This window comes from Pseudolactococcus raffinolactis NBRC 100932 (genome assembly GCF_001591765.1).
GTDB classification, from domain to species: Bacteria; Bacillota; Bacilli; order Lactobacillales; family Streptococcaceae; genus Pseudolactococcus; species Pseudolactococcus raffinolactis.
On the sequence record NZ_BCVN01000007.1, the window covers coordinates 13,265 to 35,856 of the forward strand.

Genomic DNA, 22,592 nt, shown 5'->3' on the forward strand with positions numbered 1-22,592 from the left:
CACAAATAAGGAGTGTTATAACATCATGGAATTTTCAAAACTTAATCAAAATCGGCACAAGGTCACAAAGTTTGACGGCCGAAAAGTCACAGTTGATGAAGTCAAAGCGATTTTGTCTGAAGCTGTTCTTGCACCTTCAGCCCACAACATCCAGCCTTGGCACTTTGTGATTGTCGATTCACAAGAGATGCGGTTGGCCCTATCCACAGCCATGCACGGCAAAAATGCCGTCCAAAACGAAGCAGCAGGTGCCACATTAGTCGTCTTCTCAGATAAAGATCTGCCAGAGCGTGTTCGTGACATGGTCGAAATCGGTACCGATTTCTTGCCAGTTGATCACAAAGCTGATTTGTTAATGAAATTGCCAGGCATGTTTGAAAAATTTACATCAGAGCAGCTGGCAGAGTACTTGGCCCTCAACATCGGCCTCGTCTCTCAAAACTTCGTCCTTGCGGCCAACAATAAAGGCTTGAAAACTAACATGATTCTCGGATTTGACAAAGCTAAAGCCAAGGAAGTTTTAGCCATTGAAGACCGTTTCTGGCCAGAGCTCATTATTACCATGGGTTATTCAGACGAGCAAGGTACAGCCTCATACCGTTTGCCTGTTGAGGATATCACGGACGTTTTGTAAAACCACATTTTCCTGATGCCATGGTAGATGACATCGGGCATCGGTTGAAAATTGAAGGGAGTTTAAATGACATATACATTTGAAAACAGTTCACCGGAAGTGATTTTTGATTATTTGCGCAAGGCTAAAACAGTAGCTGTCGTTGGCCTGTCAAACCGTCCAGAAACATCAAGTTTTATGGTCACGCAAGCCCTACAAGCTGACGGCTATCGGATTTTTCCAGTCAATCCACGACTTGCCGGTCAGGAAATTCTGGGTGAAAAAGTTTTTGCCAGACTTCAAGATATTCCTGAACACATTGACATTGTAGATGTTTTCCGTCGCTCAGAATTTTTACCCGACGTTGCGCGGGACTTTATCGAAACAGATGCCGACGTTTTCTGGGCCCAACAAGGTCTGGAAAATCAAGAAGCGGAGCAGATACTGCGTGATCATGATCGCCATCAAATCGTCATGGATCGCTGCATCAAAGTCGAGTATGCTTACAGTGGCTTAAGACAAGAAAAAGAGTAAATAAAAAAAGCCCGTGGGCTTTTTTATTTGGCTTAAAAACTACCAAGATAGAAGGCAACCGTGTCACCTTTTTTTAGATGAATATCCGCAGCGCCCTTATCGGCCATCTTACCGTTAACATCAAACATCCAGTACTTGTTAGCTGCTTGATCCTGAGCTTTGCCATCAATTGATGTAATAAAACCACTTTTTTCCTCAATCTTAAAATTCTCTTTAAGGGCATCAAGTAAAGTCTGGTCTTTAATAATTGTGATTTTTTTCGTTTTATCGACTTTTTTGTCATTTTCAAAATCCAGCGTAATAGTTGCTGTATCCTTAGAAACAGTAGCTTTTTTAGGTGCTTCTGCTTGCTTACCACAAGCTGCCAAAGAAACAGCGAACCCAGTTGCCACTAAAACCGTCACGGTTTTTTTGAAAGTTAAAATTTTCATAATAGTCAGATCTCCTTATTTTATATTGTACTATGTTTTATGGAGATGACAAAATAAAAAGTTCTTTTTAATGTAATATAGCGCCAATTATAGTTGAATCTGGATGACATTGACACCGCAATTTTCGATATTTTTTAAGCTATCTTGATCGGCAAAAGTATCTGTAATGAGATAACTTTGACCGTGGCTTTGATGATGTCTTTACAGTTGACAATGATACGCCATTTCCGTCATTCTTGTAAGAAAGAGCAGGTGATATTATGGAAGGAACAGAGATGCTAACTTATTTTCAGGAAAAAGATTTAGTCAGAATTTCTGATCAACAGCCGGCTAATTGGGAGGAAGCGATTCGGATTTCCTGTGACAATTTAATCGAAAAAGAAATCATCAATCAAATTTATGTTGATGAGGTTGTGGCAGCTGTTCACAAGTATGGTCCTTACATTGTCATTGTACCAGGCGTAGCAATGCCACAATCAACAGATAAGAGCGAAGGTGTCTTCGGGACAGCCATTGCTTTTACAAAATTCAAGGAAAAGATTTATTTTGAAGCAGGTAATGAAGAAAAGCAGGCCAAATTATTCTTCACCTTAGCGGCCAAAAATCCTGATGAACATATGGCGAACATTGCGACTTTATCAGATTTATTGATGACAGACGGTGTGATTGAAGCACTAGAAAATATTGAGTCAATAGCTGATTTTGAGGCCTTGCTCCAAGTTAATTGGACGTAGGAAAGTCCTAGAGGGGAAAGATCAATATGGAAAATGTATTCAATGCTATTTTGGTCGTGTGGGATTTCTTTGCTAAGAATATTCTGACACAGCCAGCCTATTTCATAGGTGTTATCGTTTTAGTTGGTTACTTACTTTTGAAGAAACCATGGTATGAGTGTCTGGCAGGCTTTCTAAAAGCAACGGTTGGTTACTTTATCTTATCTGTCGGTTCAGGTGGCTTGGTTAATAACTTTAGACCGATTTTAGCAGGTCTAAAGGATCGTTTCAATCTGGATGCCACTGTTATCGACCCTTACTTTGGTCAAAATGCAATCGATACAGGGATTATGGCAACATTTGGCCGGACCTTTGGTGATGTCATGGTGTTACTCCTCATCGCTTTCATCGCTAATATCGCCTTGGTTCGCTTTCAAAAATATACAAAAATGCGGGCAGTTTTCACAACAGGGAATGTTCAGGTCCAACAAGCCGCAACAGCTTTCTGGCTCATCTTGTTTTGTTTTCCGAGTTTGGGACGGATTCAGATTCTTGCCGTCATGGGCTTAATTCTAGGTCTTTATTGGGCGGTTAGCACCAATTTGACGGTTGGCTATACCCAAGAATTGACAGAAGGTGCAGGATTCGCGGTGGCTCACCAACAAGGATTTGGGATTGCTATCGTCTCTGCAATTGCTGAGAAGTTCAAATCTAAGAAATCGAAGAAAATTGAGGATATCGAGTTACCTGGTTTCTTATCTATCTTCAATGAAAATATGGTGGCAACAGCGATTCTGATGCTCTTCTTCTTTGGAATCATCATGACTGTTTTAGGGAAAGATTACTTCGTTACAAATGAATTCATCCCATCGACACAAAACTTCTTCTTCTATATCATGACAACATCACTACAATTTGCGGTTAATCTGGCAATTTTACAACTTGGTGTTCGGACCTTCGTTTCAGAATTGACAGAAAGTTTTACAGGGATTTCAAATACTTTACTCCCTGGTGCTGTACCGGGTATAGACGTTGCGGCAATATTTGCATTTGGTTCACCAAATGCTGTCACACTTGGTTTTCTTTTCGGAGCTTTGGGACAATTTTTGATGATTGGTCTTTTGATTTTAGTCAAATCACCAGTTGTCATCATTGCAGGCTTCATACCGCTTTTCTTCGATAATGCAGCCTTTGCTGTTTATGCCAATAATCGAGGTGGGATAAAGGCAGCTTGTATCCTACCATTTCTTTCAGGAATTATCCAGGTTGGCGGTTCGGCCTTAATCGCGTCATGGGTTGGTTTATCTAAATTTGGTGGTTACATTGGGATGTTTGACTGGGCGACGATTTGGCCAGGTTTCACCATCGTGATGAAATTACTGGGTTATGTTGGCATTGCCGTCGTTGTTCTTATCTTAGTCGTTATTCCGCAACTACAATATCGCAGAGATCCAGAAGGTTACTTCTTGGTCGTTGAAGATTATGATGCTTATGCTGAACGCAAAGCATAAAATGGAGGTATCAAAATGAGAGTACTCGTATCATGTGCCAATGGTTCAGGCACCAGTTTAATTATGAAACGCAGCGTTGAAAAAGCCATGAAAACACTAGGGATTAAAATTACCAACATTCATCACTGCTCTATTTCCGAAGGGAAAGGACAGGCAGGAAATTATGATGTTGTTTTCACCCCTCTGAATTTCGTTGAGATGTTTAACGGTGCTAAAGCAAAAGGCGTGACGGTTGTTGGTGTTAAAAATGTCATGAGCGCCAAAGAAATCCAAGAACGGATTGAAACAGAAACCGACTTAATTAGTCGTGGCTAGGAGGCTAGGATGGCAAGACCAAATCTACAAGTTGCCTTGGATCATTCTGATTTGCCAAGTGCGATTAAAGATGTCAAAAATGTTGGTGATATCGTGGATATCATTGAAGTCGGTACGATTTTACTCCTTCAGGCAGGAGATCAGGCCGTTAAATGTATTCGTGCCATGTATCCAGATAAGAAAATTGTTGCGGATACAAAGTGTGCAGACGCTGGTGGGACACTAGCTGAAAATGTGCAAAAAGCTGGTGCTGATTGGACAACGGTCATCTGTTGTGCGACGATTCCAACCATGAAAGCAGCTGCTGAAAAAATAGAAGAAGTTCAAGTTGAGCTTTATGGCGATTGAACTTATGAGCAGGCCCAACTATGGTTAGATGCGGGGATTTCTCAAGCTATCTATCATCAAAGTCGCGATGCGCTCCTTGCAGGTGAAACTTGGGGAGAGAAGGATTTGACCAAAGTGCAAATACTCATCGATATGGGTTTTCGGGTGTCTGTCACAGGTGGCTTAGATGTTGAAACTTTGAAACTATTTAAAGGCATGTCTGTCTACACCTTTATCACAGGTCGAGGGATTACGGCGGCTGGAAATCCGTCACAAGCTGCAACTGACTTCCTAGATGAAATAAAACGTATTTGGGGGGATTAAGATGCTAGGAATTTACGAAAAAGCGCTTCCCAAGGATATTTCTTGGTTTGAGCGTTTGACTCTGGCGAAAGAGCTTGGTTTTGATTTTGTTGAGATGTCGGTAGATGAAACAGATGAGCGAATTGCACGATTGGATTGGACAAAGGCTGAACGTAAGGCTATTCGTGATGCGATTTTTGAGTTGGACATGCCGATTTTGTCGATGTGTTTATCAGCACATCGTCGCTATTCATTAGGCTCTGCTGATCCAGACAAACAGGAAATCGCATTGGCATTAATGACAAAAGCGGTTGATTTAGCAAGTGATTTAGGAATTCGCTCGATTCAACTGGCAGGCTATGACGTTTATTATGAACCTAAAACAACAATGAGTCGCAATGCCTTTATCGAAAATCTTCAGAAATGTGTGACTATTGCTGCCAATAAATCAGTTGTCTTATCCATTGAGATTATGGACGATCCTTTCATTAACTCAATCTCTAAGTTCCTGGAGATTAAAGCACAAATTCCGTCACCTTATCTGCAAGTTTACCCAGACCTTGGCAATTTATCCGCATGGCCTGAAAATCTAGTAGGTTATGAATTAGAAAAAGGAATTGCTGCGATTAGTCAAGTCCATTTAAAAGATACGCTTGCGGTGACTTCTGAGTTTGAGGGGAAATTTAAAAATGTTGCATTTGGTGCGGGCTGTGTTGATTTTGTAGGCTGTCTAAAAACATTGAAACGGCTAAATTATTCGGGATCCTTTGTCATGGAAATGTGGAGTGAAACGAGCGAGACACCAGTTGCTGAAATCGAAAAAGCAAAAGGGATTGTTTTACCTTTCTTGAAGGAGGCTGGCTATGCTTGAAAATGTAATGGACATTAATCCACAAGTATTAAGTGACATGAAATATCGCGTTTGGGAAGCTAACTTAGCGCTGGAAAAAGCTAAACTAGTCGTTCTGACGTGGGGAAATGCGAGTGAGGTTAATCGTGAATTAGGCATCATCGTCATCAAACCTAGTGGCGTCTCTTATGCTACCATGACGGCTGATCAAATGGTTGTAACGGATTTAGAGGGTAATCTTTTAGAAGGAGATTCATTGAAGCCATCCTCAGACTTACCGACCCATGTTTATCTTTACAAACATTTTACAGGCATTGATGCCGTCGTCCATACCCATTCTAAATATGCGGTGATGTGGGCGCAGTCTGGACGAGACATTCCACCTTATGGCACAACGCATGCCGATACTTTTTATGGACCAATTCCATGTACACGACAATTGACCCAGACTGAAGTTGAAACGGCTTATGAGCGAGATACTGGCAAGGTGATTGTTGAGCGCTTTGAAAAAGGTCAGATTGATCCACTTGCCGTACCAGGTGTTTTGACTATTGGTCATGGGCCATTTACCTGGGGTGCAACAGTTGGAAAAGCAGTCGAAAATGCGATTGTTTTGGACGAAGTAGCACATATGGCGATGTTTACTGAAATGCTCAATCTTCAACATGATGTGTTACCGAGTTATATGCTGGACAAGCATTACTTTAGAAAACATGGGCCCAATGCTTACTATGGCCAAGGTTAAAGTGAAATGGTGTGGCAAAGCTAAAACTTTGTTACACTATTTTATTAAAAATGGAGAGATGAATGTTTGATAAAATAGATGAATTAGGTGTTAATACGATTCGTACGCTGTCAATGGATATGATCCAAGCAGCAAATTCTGGTCATCCAGGGTTACCCATGGGGGCAGCACCAATGGCTTATGTCCTGTGGACAAAATTTCTAAAAATAAATCCTATGACTTCACGAAAATGGGTAGATCGCGATCGCTTTGTCTTGTCCGCAGGACATGGTTCAGCACTCTTATATAGCCTGCTCCATCTTGCAAATTATCAGGTATCACTAGGCGATCTAAAAAACTTTCGGCAATGGCAGTCACGAACGCCCGGTCATCCAGAGGTCGGTTACACAGATGGCGTTGAGGCGACAACGGGGCCATTGGGTCAGGGAATCGCGAACGCTGTCGGAATGGCAATGGCAGAAGCGCATCTCGCTGCTCGTTTTAATCAGCCTGATTTTCCGATGATAGATCACCATACCTATGCCTTGTGTGGCGATGGGGACTTGATGGAGGGTGTTTCAGCTGAGGCGGCGTCACTTGCGGGACATCTTAAACTAGGTAAATTGATCGTGCTCTATGATGCCAACGACATTTCTTTGGACGGCCCTACCTCGATGGCTTTTACTGAAAATGTTGGTGAACGATTTGAAGCTTATGGCTGGCAACATATTCTTGTCGAGGATGGTAATGATTTAACAGCCATTGCCTCGGCGATTGAACAGGCGAAGTTGATAACTGATAGACCGACGTTAATTGAAGTGAAGACGATTATCGGTTTTGGAGCAGATAAACAAGGGACTTCAGCAGTTCATGGTGCGCCTTTAGGTGTAGCCGGTGTCAAAGCTGCCAAAGAAAATCTAGGTTGGCAAGAAGCTGATTTTACTGTACCAGGAGTAGTACAGAAGCGCTTCAAGATAACTATAAATGATGCGGGTCGTGAAAAAGAGGCGAGTTGGCAACAGTTATTTACTGATTATCGGGTGGAGTATCCAGAGTTGGCACAAGCACTTTTAGCCACTTTTGAAGGCAATCTGCCTGAAAAATGGTCGCAGGACATGCCAACTTTCGAGCTAGGAAGTGCTGTAGCTAGCCGTGTCTCATCGCAAGAAATGATTCAGAAGTTATCAGCGAACATCCCTTTTTTCTGGGGTGGTTCAGCGGATCTCTCCGCTTCAAATAACACCATGGTTAAGGCTGAGCAAGCTTTTCAAGCTGATCATTATAGAGGTAGAAATATCTGGTTTGGCGTGCGTGAATTTGCTATGGGTGCCATTATCAACGGTATTGCCTTACATGGCGGGACGAAAGTATATGGTGGGACATTCTTTGTTTTTTCAAATTACCTTTTACCCGCAATTCGGATGGCAGCGATTCAACATTTACCTGTGACCTATGTCTTTACACACGACTCGATTGCTGTTGGTGAAGATGGGGCAACGCATGAACCGATAGAACAGTTGACAAGTTTGTGAGCGATGCCAAATCTAGTGACCCTACGTCCTGCTGATGGCAATGAAGTGGTAGCAGCTTGGAAATTTGCGGTATCAGCGACAGATCGACCAACAGCGCTTATATTGACAAGGCAAAACCTTCCTGTTATTGCTGGAACAGAAGCGCTAGCACCTGAAAATCTAGAGCGCGGTGCCTATGTCCTATCAAAAGGCTATAGAGAAGACTTGGATGGTATCCTCATCGCGACAGGTTCGGAAGTAAAGTTAGCGATAGATGCACAAGCTATTTTAGCTGAGCAAGGATTCAGTGTGACTGTCGTTTCCATGCCAAGCCTTGAACTATTTGATGTCCAAGATACGACTTATCAAGAAAGTGTGTTACCAAGAGCGACGACCAAACGCCTAGCGATTGAAGCTGGAAGTAGTTTTGGATGGGCAAAATATGTTGGCTCAGAAGGTGCTATGATTACAGCAGATGATTTTGGAGCTTCCGCACCTGCTGAACGTATCTTTGAAGCTTTGGGCTTTACGGTTGACAATGTAGTTGGAACGTTTAAGGCTTTGTGAATTTGATAGACTGAATTGACGAGTGGGGAACTACTCGTTTTTTTGTTCTGAGTTTCGAATTAATTTGAATGAAGTAAATAAAATTCATTTACTTTCGAATTAATTTGATTTATGATAGAGATGTAAGATGAAAATCGAATTAATTTGAAAGAGGTTGTCATGATAAGAAGAGAGACATGTCTATCTGATTTAGAACGTTTAAAAGATAAACGATTTATCAAAGTTTTGACAGGCGTGCGACGGAGCGGGGAATCAACGCTTTTAGCCTTATTTCAAGAACAGCTAATCACCGATTAGGTTAGTCAAACTCAAATTCAATCCTATAATTTTGAAGATTTGGCACTAGCTGATTATCTGGACTATTGAAAGCTGTATGAAAAAATTACGGATAACTTGCAAGCAGATCAGATGAACTATATTTTCTTGGATGAGATCCAGATGGTACCTGAGTTTGAGCGCGTATTAGATAGCTTATTTATCAAAGAAAATGTTGATTTATACGTGACAGGTTCTAACGCTTAAATGCTATCAGGTGAACTTGCGACTCTGCTTTCTGGACGTTATGTCGAGTTGAAAGTTTATCCCTTATCTTTTGTAGAATTTTTCAGCGCTCTGGGCGGTGATAAAGCGACCGTGTTTCAGCGCTATCTCGAATTTGGTGGCTTTCCTTATGCAACAGAAATTCCAGATGAGTTGACCTATCGAGATTACATTTCAGGTATCGTCAATACTGTCTTGATCAAGGATGTTTTGCAGAGAAAACAGCGCAGTGATGCAACATTGGTTGAACAATTAGCCAAATATTTGACGGATAGTTCAGGTAGTCTAGTGACGATAAAGAAAATAGCAGATACCCTGACATCAATGGGACAAAAGACGACAAGTGACACCGTTTCAACATATTTATCTGGCTTTCAAGAAGCCTATCTCTTTTTTAGAGCAGACCGCTATGATATCGCGGGTAAAAAATACCTGTCGATCAATTCAAAATACTATCCTGTCGACCAGTCTCTAAGAAAAGTTCTTTTGGGCAATAAACGCCCGAATTTTGGACATCGCTTAGAAGGTGTTGTTTATCTGGAGTTGTTGCGAAGAGGCTATCAAGTCTTTATTGGCAATATAGGAGAATTTAAGATTGATTTTGTGGCACAAAAAAATGGGGTCACCGAATATTATCAAGTGTCACTCACTGTTGAAGATGACAGGACTTATCAAAGAGAAGTTCGCCCATTTCAAAGTATTCAAGATAACTACCGAAAAATTTTACTAACCATGGACAATGGGCGTTACAATCAAGAAGGGATAGAACAACTCAATATCATAGATTGGTTATTAGCCAGATAAAATTAAAATAAAGGCAATCAAAAGTTTAAGATACATCATAAAGAAGTCGTGATATAACACGAAAAATGTTATAAATTGATTATTCCAAAATGAGCAGAGATGCTCTTTTTTGATATTCTTAAGATTGTAGAAAGTTAAAAGGTATAAATTGACCATGTTTATCATAGCATAAGAGGTGAGGTCATGCTAACATCACCTAAAATTAGTAGATTAGGAAATTCAGTAGGTATGAGACTTGATCCGATGCTATTAGAATTTCTTGATGTAACAGTTGGTGGGGAAATCGATGTGATGCAGGATGAAAAATCGCGTGCTCTCGTCATCAAAAAACATATGATAACACCAGAAAGTTTAGCTGATTTATTAGATGGATGGGATGGTGACTTTGAAACACATGTTGCCACTTGAAAGTATATGGCATACCAGTCATTATGTCTGGGGCATGGTCTAAAGGACGTGTAACAAAAGAGACAACCAAGAAAAACTAAAGCAATATTTCATTTTCTGTTATAATAGGACTATACGATTTCAAGAGAGATATATCTGATAGACTCAAGGAATTTATCAGTCATCTTCAGAATTTGAAAATGACAATGAAAAGAATTAAGAAAGAAGTGCAATGAACGATTTATTTGAAAAACTCATGGATCAGCTCGACATGCCTGCGGAAATCCGTCAGAATCCGGCATTTCGTGGCAATATTGACAAGGTTGAAGTTCATGCCATCAGTAAAGTCTGGCATTTTTATTTGAAGTTCCCAGCAATTTTATCGATTGACTTATACCGAGAACTGGCCTATCGCCTAGAGATGGCCTTTTCAAATATCGCCAAAACACAAGTGACAATCTTAACAGAAGATGGTCGTTTTGATGAAACCTTGCTGAATAACTACCTCCCGCTCATTTTTGACTTGCCAGGCTGTGATACACCAAGTTTCACGGCGATTTTCAAGAAGTACAAATTCACAACAGCTGACCAGGCAGCAACAGCGAAACTGCTAGTCGGTGATTTGTCAAACCTGGAATATTTTGTCAAACATTATTTTCCAGTTATGGCCAAACACTATCAAGATTTTGGCTTCACGGATTTACAGATTATACCAGAGGTTGACTACCAGTTAACCGATAAATTGGTCGCTGAGTATGAAAAAAAATCTGAGGAAGCGCTAGCGGATATTTTAGCTAACCAACCAGAAGCCCCCTTCCAGCCTGATAATCAAGCACCTGCTTCAAAAGAAGCGGTCGCATCCCCTAACCAACTCGCACTGGGCAGGGAAATCAAGGCGTCTGATACCGTGTTCCAAATGAAGGATGTCGTGACTGAGGAGGCAAATGTCGTCTTTGAGGGCTACGTTTTTGCGGCGGAGCATAAGGTCTTTAAGAATCGCACGACCGGTAAGGAAAGTCACATGTTGGAAGTCAAGATGACGGACTACAGCAGCTCTTTTATCGTCCAAAAATGGGGACGTAAGCCTGAGGAGCAGGCCATGTTTGATATGGTCAAAAAAGGTATGTGGATCAAGGTCAAGGGTAGTGTTCAGATGGACCAGTACAAGCATGAGTTGGTTCTAAGTGCGCGTGATATGGTCGAAATCAAGGCCAAAAATGTTCGCAAGGATCTCATGCCTGAGGATCAAAAGCGGGTCGAGTTCCATGCTCATACCAACATGTCGACCATGGATGCTATCCCTGATGTGACGGATCTCGTTGCCCAAGCCGCACGCTGGGGACATCAGGCTATCGCCATCACCGATCACGCGGGGGCGCAAAGTTTCCCGCACGCCCATTCTGCCGGTAAGAAAAATGGGATCAAGATTATTTATGGGATAGAAGCTAATCTAGTCGAAGACAGGGTGCCGATCACTTATGATGAAGATGACAGCAATCTGTCAGATTCGACCTACGTTGTTTTTGACGTGGAGACGACCGGTCTTTCTGCCGTATATAATAAACTGATTCAAGTCGCAGCATCTAAAATGCACAAGGGAAATGTCATCGAACAGTTCGATGAGTTTATCGATCCGGGTCATCCCTTGAGTGAGTTTACAACACAGTTGACAGGGATTACCGATGATATGGTCAGAGGGTCTAAACCCCTAGAGCAAGTTTTAAAAGAATTCCAAGCCTTTTGTCAGGGCAGTATTCTTGTCGCCCATAATGCGACCTTTGACGTTGGCTTCATGAATATGAATTATCAGCGCCATCATTTGCCTGTGATTAAACAGCCAGTCATTGATACCTTGGAGTTTGCCCGTAACCTGTATCCAGAATTCAAGCGACATGGCTTGGGGCCTTTGACTAAGCGTTTCCAGGTTTCCCTTGAAAGCCATCACTTGGCCAACTTTGATGCGGAAGCGACGGGGCGTTTGCTCTTTATCTTCTTAAATGATGCCAAGGAGAAATTTGGCATTGAGCTACTAAGCGATTTGAATACCAAGGTCGTGGACGCGGATTCCTACAAGCGCGCGCGGGTCAAGCATGCGACAATTTATGCTAAAACCCAAGATGGTCTGAAAAACCTCTTTAAACTCATCTCCTACTCAAACGTTAATTACTTTTCAGGCGTGCCTAGAATTCCAAAATCAGTCCTTGAAGCACATCGTGAGGGATTGATTATCGGGTCGGCTTGTTCAGAAGGTGAAGTTTTTGAGGCGGTTACCAATAAATCCTTTGATGATGCGTTGAAAGTCGCTGATTATTATGACTTTATCGAGATCATGCCACCAGCCATCTATCGCCCTTTGATTGCCAAAGAAACAATCAAAGACGAAGTGGAGCTCCAACGGATTTTGCAAGACTTGATGCGGATTGCGGATAAACTGGGCAAACCAGTCCTAGCGACAGGAAATGTCCACTATCTCAATCCAGAAGATGCCATCTACCGTGAAATCATCGTCCGTTCCCTAGGTGCCGGCGCCATCATCAACCGTCCTGTCGGTCGCGGTGAACACGCCATGCCTGCACCATTGCCAGAAGTCCATTTCCGCACGACCAATGAAATGCTGGACGATTTTGCCTTTTTAGGAGAAGCGACGGCGCGTCAAATTGTCATTGAAAATACACAGAAAATGGCGGATTCTTTTGATGTCTTGACGCCAGTTCGTGACGACCTCTATACGCCCTATATTCCTGAATCTGAGGAAAAAATGGCCAAGCTGACCTACGAAAAAGCGCATGCCACCTACGGCAATCCTTTGCCTGATATCGTCGATTTGCGGATTGAAAAAGAGCTCAATTCGATTATTGGTAACGGCTTCTCCGTCATCTATCTCATTTCCCAAATTCTCGTTGAGCGCTCTAACAAACGGGGCTATCTCGTTGGCTCGCGGGGGTCTGTCGGCTCCTCATTTGTCGCGACCATGACCGGTATTACCGAGGTTAATCCACTGCCACCCCATTATGTCTGCCCAGAGTGCCAGTACTCTGAGTTCTTTACCGAGGGGCAATATGGCTCAGGATTTGATATGCCGGAGAAAAGCTGTCCAGAATGTGGACACAGGCTCACAAAAGATGGCCACGATATTCCATTTGAAACTTTCCTTGGTTTCAAGGGGGATAAAGTACCCGATATCGACTTGAACTTTTCTGGTGCTGACCAACCGAGCGCCCATTTGGACGTCCGAGATATCTTTGGAGAAGACTATGCCTTTCGTGCCGGAACCATTGGTACGGTGGCTGAGAAGACAGCCTTTGGTTTTGTTAAAGGCTACGAACGTGACTACGGTAAATTCTACCGTGGCGCTGAAATCGAGCGTCTTGCGGCAGGCAGTACAGGTGTTAAACGAACGACAGGTCAGCATCCGGGTGGTATTATCGTTATTCCAGGTTATATGGATGTTTATGATTTCAGTCCTGTGGCCTATCCAGCTGAGGATATCAATGCCGAGTGGAAAACGACCCACTTTGATTTCCATGCCATCCATGATAATATCCTCAAACTCGATATTCTGGGCCATGATGATCCGACCATGATTCGTAAATTACAGGATTTATCCGGCATGGATGCCTCAACTATTCCGATGGATGATCCAGATGTCATGAAAATTTTTGCGGGAACAGAAGTTCTGGGTGTCACGCCTGAGCAGATTTTTTCTAAGACGGGCACGCTAGGTGTACCCGAAATGGGAACAACATTCGTTCGCGGCATGTTAGAGGAAACAAAGCCTAGCACTTTTGCAGAATTACTCCAAATTTCCGGTCTCTCCCATGGGACGGACGTTTGGCTGGGGAATGCGCAGGAGTTGATCAAGCAAGGTATCGCCAATCTAGCCAATGTAATTGGTTGTCGAGATGACATCATGGTTTACTTGATTCATGCGGGGCTCAATGAGTCAATGGCCTTTACAATTATGGAACGTGTACGTAAGGGACTTTGGAATAAGATTGATGATGAAGAGCGTGAGACTTATATCGCTGCCATGCGTGAAAATAATGTGCCGGAGTGGTATATCGATTCATGTAGTAAAATCAAATATATGTTCCCCAAAGCCCATGCGGCTGCCTATATTATGATGGCCTTGCGTGTCGCCTACTTCAAGGTGCACATGCCGATTTACTATTACTGTGCCTGGTTCTCGATTCGTGCTAATGCTTTTGACCTTAAAGTTATGGGTGATGGCTTAGATGCTGTGAAAGCCAAAATGCAAGAAATCAAGGCCAAGGGCTTTGAAGCTAGTAATGTTGAAAATGCCCTCTTTGGGACGCTAGAACTATGTAATGAAATGTTAGAGCGCGGTTTTAAATTTGGCAAACTTGATCTTTATCGGAGCGAAGCCAATGACTTCATTATTGAAGGTGACACATTGATCCCGCCATTTTCAGCTATGGATGGTCTTGGTGGCAATGTGGCCAAGCAAATTGTTGCGGCCAGACAAGAAGGAGAGTTCCTCAGTAAAACTGAACTTAGAAAACGGGCTGGTGTCTCTCAAACCCTGGTAGAAAAAATGGATGAGATGGGCATTCTTGGCAATATGCCTGAGGATAATCAGTTGAGTTTGTTCGACGATTTGTTTTAAATACTCTACGTTTTGTTAAAATTAAGCTTGTTTTATGATATAATTATTTAGATAACAATATAACGTTTAATAGATTTAAGGGCTAGTTTATTGTTAAATAATTTATGATAAATGGACAAGTTAGGAATAATAAGAAGTAGATGCGTAGAAAAGTCGAGATTGCTAGTCTAATTGTTATGTTTATGGCAGTCGTTATTACCTTTTGGCCACAATCAAGCAACAAGGTGACCAATTATAAACCGAACTCATCTTTAACCTATAGTGGTTTGCTAAAGAAAGGTAAGTTTTCAGGCAATGGTACCTTAACTTTTAAAAATGGGGATCGTTACCAAGGTAATTTTAAAGATGGACAGTTTGACGGTAAAGGTAAGTTTACGTCAGTTGCTAAATGGTCCTATGAAGGTGAATTTAGCAAGGGAAAACCCAATGGCAAAGGGAAATTGATTACCGTATCAGATAAAGTTTTTTCAGGTCGCTTTGTAAACGGAGGATTTGAAAAATGAGAATCAAATGGTTTAGTATCGTTCGGATAATCGGTCTCTTTTTTGTCCTCTATTACCATTTCTTTGAGAATCAATTTCCTGGTGGTTTTATAGGTGTAGATCTCTTCTTTACATTTTCAGCTTTTCTCATCACAGGTCTCTTTTTTGATGAGTTTGAGAAATCTGAGTCTTTTGATCTGCCATCCTTTTTTCATCGTAGGTTTTATCGGATTGTTCCACCACTTGTTTTTTCGATTTTAATTGTTATGCCTTTTACTTTAATCATTAATCGTGATTTTTTGACAGCAATAGGTAAACAGATCACCGCGGCTTTGGGGTTTGTGACGAATTATTATGAGATATTCTCTGGTGGTTCTTATGAAAACAAGTTTATACCACATCTATTTATCCATACTTGGTCACTAGCAATTGAGATTCACTTTTATATCATTTGGGGCTTAATTCTGTTTTTATTGGCGAAAAGAGTCAGAAAATCAGAAGGTACTGTGAATCAAAAAATAGCGATTTTAAGAGGACAAGTCTTTGTTGTCGCAGGGAGTCTATTCTTGCTCAGCTTTCTTGCCATGGTTATCGGGCTGATGATCGGAATGGATAAATCTGTGCTTTATTTTTCAGATTTGACGCATATTTTCCCATTCTTTATTGGCGTTATTTTAGCTTCAATTTCTGGTGTCCGCGGTCTGCCACGTAAATTTAAAGAAAAAATCGAGCAGCAATCTACTAAGCAAACCATAGGTATATTTATTGGTAGCCTAATCTTGCTCTTGGTTTTAGGTTTCAAACTTCATTTTGATAGTTGGGTAACGTATGTTTTTGGTATGCTTGTGGCTAGTATCTTAGCCGCAACTATGATTTTTCAAGCTCGTATCTTACATGAGAAAACACTAGATATTGTAGAGCCAAAGGGATTGACTTTCCTAGCAGATATTAGCTATGCGATGTATTTGTATCATTGGCCATTCATCATCATTTTCGGTCAATTTGTAGGTAAAGTACCAGCAGCCCTTTTAACAGTGCTCTTTTCGACCCTTTTCTCAACACTTTCTTATTACTATCTTGAGCCTTTGTTGAGAGGTAAGACGGTACCACTCTTTTTTGATCAATCTAAACAATTGCTTGGCAAATCAAAATTGACGCTCGAAGCGATTAAGAAGCCAGGGGTTGCTGTTTTAGGAATCTTATTAGTAGTCATGACGCTCCAAATTTTTAGAGCACCTCAAAATAGTCAACTTGAATCAAGTTTATGGCTAAGTGGTATACAACAAGATGCTGATGCCTTAGGTACGTTAGAGGCACCATTGACATCCGCCAAATCTAACCAGTATATGATTCCAAAAGGAGTTTCAGTGATTGGTGATAGTGTTACTTTGGGAACTAGAGAATATCTACTAGCACATGTGCCGAATAGTTCTGTTGATGCAGCTGGTAACCGGAAGATGAATGAAGCAATTGAAGTGATGAAAGCTGAAATTGCTAGCAAAACTTTACGTGAATATGTCGTGATTGCTGTTGGCACAAACTCTTTAGATGATTATAAAGAACAGACAGATCTATTGCTTCAAACTGTACCTGAAGGGCATCGCGTGATTTTGATGACGCCACATGACGGTAGTGCTGATGCAAGCTATAATTCAGAGAAATTAGCTGTCTATGAACGAAGTTTAGTCAATCAATATAAGTATGTCACGCTGGCAGATTGGAACACTTTGGCAAAAGCGCATCCAGAAGCTTTTACTGGAACTGATGGCACCCACTTCGGCGGTAATGATGTCGGAGGTGCTTTATATGCGCAGTGTATCAATGATGCTTTGAAAGCAGCAGAGAAAACGCCCACGAAATAAATCAAAAAAAATCCTCAAACATTTGGGGATTTTTTTCGTATATAAAAGTAGGAGGAAATGACATGATAAAGGAAATAGCGCAAAGGATGTTAAAGAAAGCAAGCGATTTTGGGGCAAGTGATATTTATATATTACCCGCCAGAACAGGATTTTCGGTTGTTTTCAGAAAGTCAGCACATCGTGAATATGATCAGCTCCTGTCAGATGCTGAAGGTCAAAGTCTCATTTCCCATTTCAAATTTACAGCAGGGATGAATGTAGGTGAGAAGCGCCGGCCACAACTAGGATCTTGCTTGTATGAGCTTGCAGATAGAAAGTGTCGCTTGCGTCTATCCTCAGCGGGTGACTTTGAAAGTCGCGAAAGTTTGGTGATTCGAATTTTGCATGACACGAAACAACCACTCAAGTTTTGGATTGAGGCAGATTTACCTCAGGTAAAAAAGTTAGTAGCTAGACGCGGTCTTTATTTATTTGCGGGGCCAGTTGGTTCTGGGAAAACGACGCTGATGCATCACATTGCCAAAGAAAAGTTTTCTGGTCAGCAAGTCATTACGATTGAAGATCCAGTTGAAATCGTTGCACCAGATCTGCTCCAATTCCAACTGAATGAAGCGATTGGCAACACCTATGATAGCTTGATTAAATTATCCTTGCGCCATATGCCAGATCTTGTGATTGTCGGAGAAATTCGAGATCAGGAAACTGCGCGAGCAGTCATGAGGGCCAGTCTGACGGGCTATACTGTTTTTTCGACGATTCATGCTAAGTCGATTGCGGGTGTTTATGCGCGATTATTGGAGCTTGGCGTAACAAAAGAAGAAATCAATAATTCGTTGTCAGGTGTTGTCTATCAACGGTTGATTGCAGGAAAGGGGGTGCTAGATAGTGCTGAAAAAGCATTCGAAAGGCATGCCAACGACAAGTGGCATGCCAAAATTGAAAAATTGGTTACAGAAGGACATCTCACACCTGATCAGGCGACAGCCGAAAAGGTTAGCGATTAAGCAACAAGTGAAGCTGATGCAGTTGATGAATAACCTCTTTTTGAGTGGTTTTCATTTAGCAGAAATTGTTAATTTTTTGAGCCGCTCGAAGCTAGTGGAGGAGAGATTTGTTGCGACTATGCGAGATGGCTTATCGAATGGTCAAAATCTCTCACAAATCTTAAATGATTTACGTTTTTCAAACTTAGTCGTCACACAAGTTGCTTTAGCAGATTACCATGGTGATACCCAGCAAACACTGACATTAATAATAGATAATTTAACAAAAATTCAGAAGGTTCGAAAAAAATTGGTGGCTGTATCGACCTATCCCATCATCTTGTTAACTTTTCTAATCATCATCGTACTGGGATTAAAAACCTATTTGCTACCCCAAGTTGAAACGGATAGTTTTGCGGGCACTGTGATCAATGCCTTACCTTTGATTTTTATCGGGTTGAGCCTCGTGTTAACATTTTTTGCGTTAGGACTGATTCGATATTTCAAATCAACATCACCATTGGCTAATGTCCAATGGTTAGGTCGTCTTCCCTTGATCCGATGGTACTTAAAGCTTTATCTGACAGCGTTTTATGCGCGAGAGTGGGGAAACTTGGTTAAGCAAGGTTTGGAGATGCGACAAATATTGGAGATGATGACCAGCCAACAGAATCTACTTTTTCGTGAAATTGGTCAAGATATAAGGCGGGCTATGCAAGTGGGGGAAGAATTTCACGACAAGATTAAGCAATACAGCTTTTTCACACCGGAGTTGGCCCTCATCATCGAATATGGTGAAATGAAGGGCAAATTAGGTGATGAATTACTCATCTATTCGGATGAATCCTGGACAAAATTTTTTGAAAAGGTTGAAAGCGCCATGAATGTCATTCAGCCATTGGTTTTTTTGTTTGTCGCTTTGATGATTGTTTTAATCTATGCAGCTATGTTGCTACCTATTTATGCTCAGATGGATCTGGGCATGTAGAAAGGAACCTGAAGAAAGAAGATATGAAGAAAAAAATAGTACGTGCTTTTACTTTAGTAGAAATGCTAGTTGTTCTTCTTGTCATTAGTGTCTTAATTTTATTGTTTATCCCCAATCTATCCAAACAAAAAGAGACTGTTAAGAATACAGGAAACGGCGCTGTTGTAAAGGTAGTTAACTCGCAAGCGGAACTTTATAGATTAGACCATACTGATGATGTTACCTTAGGCAAGCTAGTCAGCAATGGCAATATCACACAAAAACAGGCGGATGCTTATAATGAGTATTATAAGAAGAACACAACAGAATCACGTGAAATTCCAAGCTAGAGCCTTCACTTTACTTGAATCTTTGCTAACATTGTCGGTGACTTGCTTTCTAATTTTGGTGGTATCTGTCGCTTTTCAGAAAACAGTTCACGTTGCACGGGGAGAGTTATTCGTTTTGGAGTTTGAGACAATCTTGAAAGATCAACAAGCACAGGCCATCACGACTGCTAGGTCTAGAAGGTTAGCCTCGGTAAATGGGATAGTTAAGCTTAATGGTACCAAACTTCAGGTGCCGAATGAAACCAAATTCTCGGATTTTGATATCACCTTTAATGCTAACGGTAATATCCAGTCTCTCAAGGAAGCAAAAATCGTGATTACGTTACCTTATGAGAGCGGCGCAAAAATTAGCTATCAGCTTCAGATAGGAAGTGGTCAGTATAAAAAAACACGACATTAAGGCTTACATTCTACTTGAAAGTATCATGGCCATGGCCTTGTTTACGATGCTAGTAAGCGTTGTACTTACCGAAATTTCAGCGAGTCGCGCTCAATTAAGTAAGCAAAATCAAGCCATTGAAGTTTTAAACGTCGGGCTCATGGCATTTGATAGCAAGCAGAGTAACTTAAGTGAAAATGGGGTAGATGTCTCAGTGACTAGGTCAGATAAACAAGTGGTGATTGAGCATTCAGGACAGGAGGTCTTGCGCCTTGAAATTTTACAAGAAACACCTTAGGGCTTTTACTTTACTGGAATGTATGGTGGCACTTTTGTCGATTAGCTTAACATTACTTGTGTTTCAAAGCATGACAGCGCTTATTTCACAAGAATATAAAGCAATTGGTCAATCGGATGAAAAAAATTGACAAAATTTTTCAAATTTGATGAGACGCGAACTTGAGCAAGCACAATTAGATAGGGTATCTAATCATTTTCTTTATGTGCAAACGCCTAAGGGCATCAGACGATTTGGGGTAAAAGCAGGATCTGATGATTTTCGCAAAACAAACGAACAAGGTCAGGGCTATCATCCCATGATTTATGGCGTATTTTCTGCTGAGATGTCATCTGTTGACAAGGTTGTGACGATTCGCATAAGGTTTAAAAAAGGAGGTGAACGGACATTCATCTACGCTTTCCCAGAACTCAAGTAAAAGGTGGTATCATGCTCTATGCTGTTGTGATGACGGCCATTTTTGGGATGATTCTAAGTTTTTACCTAAGCGCTGTGGTTAACAATCAGAAAAATCTGAGACACCAAAAGGAATTTCTGAGTGCCCAACTCATGGCAAGAATGACACGGGATCGGGGTGCCGCTCAAACATCAGGTCAGGTTCGATTTAACATGGGTATTGCTGAGTATGAACAAACTGAAACCATACTTAAAGTGACAGTTCGGCTAGAAAATGAACGAACTTATTATTTTGAATTGCCGAATGTGGTAAAATAGGGGTATGGAAATTACAGAAAAAGCACCAGCCAAGATTAACCTAGGATTAGACGTCATAGGCAAGCGATCTGATGGCTATCATGAACTGGATATGATTATGACTAGTATCGATTTGGCAGATCGGATTACGGTACGAGAGCTTAAAAATGAGCATGTGATTCGTTTACAATCTAACTCAAGTTTTGTACCTCTTAATAAAAAGAATCACGCTTACAAAGCAGCTATGGTCCTAAAGAAAACGTTTGGTATAAAAACCGGTGTTGAGATTTATATTGATAAGAAAACGCCGGTTGCGGCAGGACTCGCTGGTGGTTCTTCGGATGCCGCGGCGACTTTACGTGCCCTCAACCAACTCTGGCAGCTTAATTTAACAACGCCAGAACTCGCAAAATTAGGCGAGCAGATTGGCTCAGACGTCCCTTATTGCGTTTATGGGCAAACGGCGCGCGTGACGGGACGTGGTGAGCATGTTCGACCAATTGAGAATCCTAAAAAATTCTGGGTTGTTTTGGTTAAACCATCATTTGGTGTGTCAACGCCTGAAATTTTCAGACATGTCAAGTTGGATCAGATTCCACATCCCAATATTGATGCCTTAGAACAAGCGGTGGTCACTTCTGATTTTAACGCTTTGCTTGATAATCTTGGCAATTCCTTGGAAGCTGTCACATTAGCCAAGCATCCTTTGATTTCGAAGATTAAGGAACGGTTATTAGCTAGTGGTGCAGATGGTGTGCTGATGAGCGGGAGTGGTCCAACTGTTTTTGCCTTGTGTCAGCAAGAGAAAAAAGCCCAACGCATCTGCAATAGTATCAAGGGATTTTGTGATGAAGTCTATTTGGTCAGAATGCTGTAAGGATGCCAGCTTGATGAGATGTTGATCAGTTGAAAGCAATTGCGTTTGAAATTTGATGTTGCTAAAGAAACGGAAGGTTTAACATGGAAGATTTGGCTTACTACAATGGTAAAATTACGCGACTCTCAGAGATGATGGTGCCCTTTAATGATCGGTCACATTTTTTCGGTGATGGCGTTTATGATGCCAGTGTTGCGAGAAATGGCATTATCTTTAAACTTGAAGACCATCTAGACCGCTTTTTTAATAGCATGGCCTTGATTGATATTCAGCCGGATTTTACAAAGGATGAGTTACGCGAGTTGCTACAAGCCTTATGCCAAAAGTTAGACACTGGTGATCTGTTCGTTTATTTTCAGGTCAGTCGTGGGACAGCCATTAGGAATCATAGCTATGCCCAAACGCTCAAGCCTAACTTATCCGTCTACATGCTACCTTGGACAGGGGATTTTTCTAGTCAAAAAAGGCTTAAATTGATGACCACACCGGATCATCGTTTTGAATTTTGCCATATTAAGACCTTGAATCTCTTGCCCAATGTTTTAGCTAGTCAAGCGGCAACCTCACAAGGATTGGACGAGGTGGTTTATCATCGAGATCAGCGCGTGACAGAGTGCGCCCATAGTAACATCAGTATTTTGATAAATGGTGTTTTCCAAACGGCGCCGCTAGATCACTGGATTCTACCGGGAATTGCAAGAAAGTATCTTTTACTGATGAGTCAAGCGCTTGGTTTTGATGTTTTGGAACACCCATTCACGGTTGAAGAAATGCTAGCAGCGGACGAAGTCATCGTTTCTAGTTCAGGATCGCTCTGTGCTCCAGTCTCAGAAATTGATGGGCGAGCTGTAGGTGGTCGAGATCCGGAAAGATTGCAGCAACTGCAGGATAGAATCTATCAAGACTTTTTCAAAGAAACAGATATCGATTAAAAGGAGATCTGT

The 22,592-nt window shown here is 41.5% G+C and carries 20 protein-coding genes and 4 pseudogenes; 23 read left to right on the forward strand and 1 reads right to left on the reverse strand.

The genetic code is table 11. The features are described 5' to 3' along the window. The first annotated feature begins 25 nt into the window (after positions 1–25). Together LRA01S_RS03775 and LRA01S_RS03780 are read left to right on the forward strand one after the other, a co-directional pair. Entirely contained in the window at positions 26–634 is a 609-nt protein-coding gene (locus LRA01S_RS03775) for a nitroreductase family protein (RefSeq protein WP_061774307.1), read from the forward strand. 66 nt (positions 635–700) lie between these two features. Further along, entirely contained in the window at positions 701–1,147 is a 447-nt protein-coding gene (locus LRA01S_RS03780; RefSeq protein ID WP_061774308.1) for a CoA-binding protein, read from the forward strand. 32 nt (positions 1,148–1,179) lie between these two features. On the opposite strand, the gene LRA01S_RS03785 is transcribed toward LRA01S_RS03780, so the two are convergent. After that, positions 1,180–1,578: a DUF4430 domain-containing protein gene (locus tag LRA01S_RS03785; RefSeq protein WP_061774309.1), complete on the reverse strand. Its 399-nt coding sequence runs from the start codon at positions 1,576–1,578 to the stop codon at positions 1,180–1,182. A 275-nt stretch (positions 1,579–1,853) separates the two neighbouring features. Between LRA01S_RS03785 and LRA01S_RS03790 the strand changes: the two genes are divergently transcribed. From LRA01S_RS03790 to LRA01S_RS03890, 21 genes and pseudogenes are all read left to right on the forward strand, one after another. After that, positions 1,854–2,312 (forward strand): PTS sugar transporter subunit IIA, encoded by a 459-nt coding sequence (locus tag LRA01S_RS03790; RefSeq protein WP_061774348.1) that lies wholly within the window; start codon positions 1,854–1,856, stop codon positions 2,310–2,312. Between the two features lie 26 nt (positions 2,313–2,338). After that, on the forward strand, positions 2,339–3,802 hold the full coding sequence (ulaA, locus tag LRA01S_RS03795; protein ID WP_061774310.1) for a PTS ascorbate transporter subunit IIC: 1,464 nt from the start codon (positions 2,339–2,341) through the stop codon (positions 3,800–3,802). Positions 3,803–3,817: 15 nt separating this feature from the next. Beyond that, on the forward strand, positions 3,818–4,117 hold the full coding sequence (locus LRA01S_RS03800) for a PTS sugar transporter subunit IIB (protein ID WP_061774311.1): 300 nt from the start codon (positions 3,818–3,820) through the stop codon (positions 4,115–4,117). Positions 4,118–4,126: 9 nt separating this feature from the next. Further along, positions 4,127–4,768 (forward strand): annotated as a pseudogene (locus LRA01S_RS03805) (3-keto-L-gulonate-6-phosphate decarboxylase UlaD). Then, complete coding sequence (locus LRA01S_RS03810) at positions 4,764–5,618, forward strand: L-ribulose-5-phosphate 3-epimerase (RefSeq protein WP_096824039.1); 855 nt, start codon at positions 4,764–4,766, stop codon at positions 5,616–5,618. Before LRA01S_RS03805 ends, LRA01S_RS03810 begins: the two are co-directional and overlap by 5 nt. Beyond that, on the forward strand, positions 5,611–6,342 hold the full coding sequence (gene araD / locus LRA01S_RS03815) for an L-ribulose-5-phosphate 4-epimerase AraD (protein ID WP_373279974.1): 732 nt from the start codon (positions 5,611–5,613) through the stop codon (positions 6,340–6,342). Before LRA01S_RS03810 ends, araD begins: the two co-directional genes overlap by 8 nt. A 62-nt stretch (positions 6,343–6,404) precedes the next feature. Continuing rightward, positions 6,405–8,399 (forward strand): annotated as a pseudogene (tkt, locus tag LRA01S_RS03820) (transketolase). 159 nt (positions 8,400–8,558) lie between these two features. After that, positions 8,559–9,743: pseudogene (locus LRA01S_RS03825) on the forward strand (ATP-binding protein). Between the two features lie 183 nt (positions 9,744–9,926). Then, positions 9,927–10,151 carry an AbrB/MazE/SpoVT family DNA-binding domain-containing protein gene (locus tag LRA01S_RS03830; RefSeq protein WP_138491819.1) on the forward strand — a complete coding sequence of 75 codons (225 nt, stop codon included), beginning with the start codon at positions 9,927–9,929 and terminating at the stop codon, positions 10,149–10,151. A 211-nt stretch (positions 10,152–10,362) separates the two neighbouring features. Further along, positions 10,363–14,757, forward strand: a complete 4,395-nt coding sequence (locus LRA01S_RS03835; protein WP_061774314.1) for a PolC-type DNA polymerase III — start codon at positions 10,363–10,365, stop codon at positions 14,755–14,757. A gap of 140 nt (positions 14,758–14,897) precedes the next feature. Beyond that, the gene (locus LRA01S_RS03840; RefSeq protein ID WP_061774315.1) at positions 14,898–15,260 is read left to right on the forward strand and encodes an MORN repeat-containing protein; all 363 of its coding nucleotides are present in this window, start codon (positions 14,898–14,900) and stop codon (positions 15,258–15,260) included. After that, complete coding sequence (locus LRA01S_RS03845) at positions 15,257–17,101, forward strand: acyltransferase family protein (protein WP_061774316.1); 1,845 nt, start codon at positions 15,257–15,259, stop codon at positions 17,099–17,101. Before LRA01S_RS03840 ends, LRA01S_RS03845 begins: the two co-directional genes overlap by 4 nt. A gap of 62 nt (positions 17,102–17,163) precedes the next feature. Beyond that, on the forward strand, positions 17,164–18,105 hold the full coding sequence (gene comGA, locus LRA01S_RS03850; RefSeq protein WP_061774317.1) for a competence type IV pilus ATPase ComGA: 942 nt from the start codon (positions 17,164–17,166) through the stop codon (positions 18,103–18,105). Then, on the forward strand, positions 17,987–19,072 hold the full coding sequence (comGB, locus tag LRA01S_RS03855) for a competence type IV pilus assembly protein ComGB (protein ID WP_306301678.1): 1,086 nt from the start codon (positions 17,987–17,989) through the stop codon (positions 19,070–19,072). The genes comGA and comGB overlap by 119 nt, the downstream gene beginning before the upstream one ends. 23 nt (positions 19,073–19,095) lie before the next feature. After that, positions 19,096–19,401 carry a competence type IV pilus major pilin ComGC gene (gene comGC, locus LRA01S_RS03860; protein ID WP_174519819.1) on the forward strand — a complete coding sequence of 102 codons (306 nt, stop codon included), beginning with the start codon at positions 19,096–19,098 and terminating at the stop codon, positions 19,399–19,401. Positions 19,402–19,438: 37 nt separating this feature from the next. Beyond that, complete coding sequence (locus tag LRA01S_RS03865; RefSeq protein ID WP_144259879.1) at positions 19,439–19,801, forward strand: hypothetical protein; 363 nt, start codon at positions 19,439–19,441, stop codon at positions 19,799–19,801. Further along, complete coding sequence (comGE, locus tag LRA01S_RS03870) at positions 19,773–20,078, forward strand: competence type IV pilus minor pilin ComGE (protein WP_082785376.1); 306 nt, start codon at positions 19,773–19,775, stop codon at positions 20,076–20,078. Before LRA01S_RS03865 ends, comGE begins: the two co-directional genes overlap by 29 nt. A 142-nt stretch (positions 20,079–20,220) precedes the next feature. Continuing rightward, positions 20,221–20,496: pseudogene (locus LRA01S_RS03875) on the forward strand (competence type IV pilus minor pilin ComGF); the annotation flags it as partial. A gap of 11 nt (positions 20,497–20,507) precedes the next feature. Next, positions 20,508–20,792 (forward strand): competence type IV pilus minor pilin ComGG, encoded by a 285-nt coding sequence (gene comGG, locus LRA01S_RS03880; protein WP_061774321.1) that lies wholly within the window; start codon positions 20,508–20,510, stop codon positions 20,790–20,792. A 4-nt stretch (positions 20,793–20,796) separates the two neighbouring features. Then, positions 20,797–21,648, forward strand: coding sequence for a 4-(cytidine 5'-diphospho)-2-C-methyl-D-erythritol kinase (gene ispE, locus LRA01S_RS03885; protein ID WP_061774322.1), 852 nt, complete (start codon positions 20,797–20,799; stop codon positions 21,646–21,648). Positions 21,649–21,731: 83 nt separating this feature from the next. Then, positions 21,732–22,580, forward strand: coding sequence for an aminotransferase class IV (locus LRA01S_RS03890; protein ID WP_061774323.1), 849 nt, complete (start codon positions 21,732–21,734; stop codon positions 22,578–22,580). Positions 22,581–22,592 lie beyond the last annotated feature (12 nt).